1 protein-coding gene is annotated in these 641 nt (G+C 69.7%); it reads left to right on the top strand.

From position 1 onward, the window contains the following. Positions 1-641: amino acid kinase family protein (locus DMP11_RS10090; RefSeq protein WP_235869449.1), on the top strand; the 641-nt coding region annotated here is incomplete at both ends.

Raw genomic sequence — 641 nt, 5'->3', positions numbered from 1 at the left:
GTGGTCATCGCCCTGGGCGGCAACGCGCTGGGCAACACGCCCCAGGAGCAGCTGGAGCTGGTGGCCAACACCGCCGTGCACATCGTGGACATGATCGCCGAGGGCATCAACGTGGTGGTTTCCCACGGCAACGGCCCGCAGGTGGGCATGATCAACAACGCCTTCGACTACGCCGCCGCCCACGACGGCAAGACCCCCGAGATGCCCTTCCCCGAGTGCGGCGCCATGTCCCAGGGCTACATCGGCTACCAGCTGTCGCAGGCGGTGCTCAACGAGATGAAGCGCCGCGGCATCATGCGCTCGACGGCGGCCGTCGTCACCCAGACCGTGGTCTACCCCGACGACCCCGCCTTCCAGAACCCCACCAAGCCCGTGGGCGCCTTCCTCACCGAGGAGGAGGCGGCCCGGCGCGCCGAGGAGACCGGCTACGCCTACAAGGAGGACGCCGGCCGCGGCTGGCGCATGGTGGTGGCCTCCCCGAAGCCCCAGCGCATCGTGGAGTTCGACGCCATCAAGGACCTCATGGACGACGGCTACGTCGTTATCGCCGGGGGCGGCGGCGGGGTGCCCGTGGTCGAGCGGGACGACTCCTACCGCGGCGTGCCCGCGGTGATCGACAAGGACCGCTCCTCCGCCAAGAT

The organism is Parvibacter caecicola (assembly GCF_003725335.1).
In the GTDB taxonomy this organism is placed as follows: Bacteria; Actinomycetota; Coriobacteriia; order Coriobacteriales; family Eggerthellaceae; genus Parvibacter; species Parvibacter caecicola.
The sequence above is the reverse complement of the archived record's forward strand: the minus strand, read 5'-3'. Positions and strand labels throughout refer to the sequence as shown.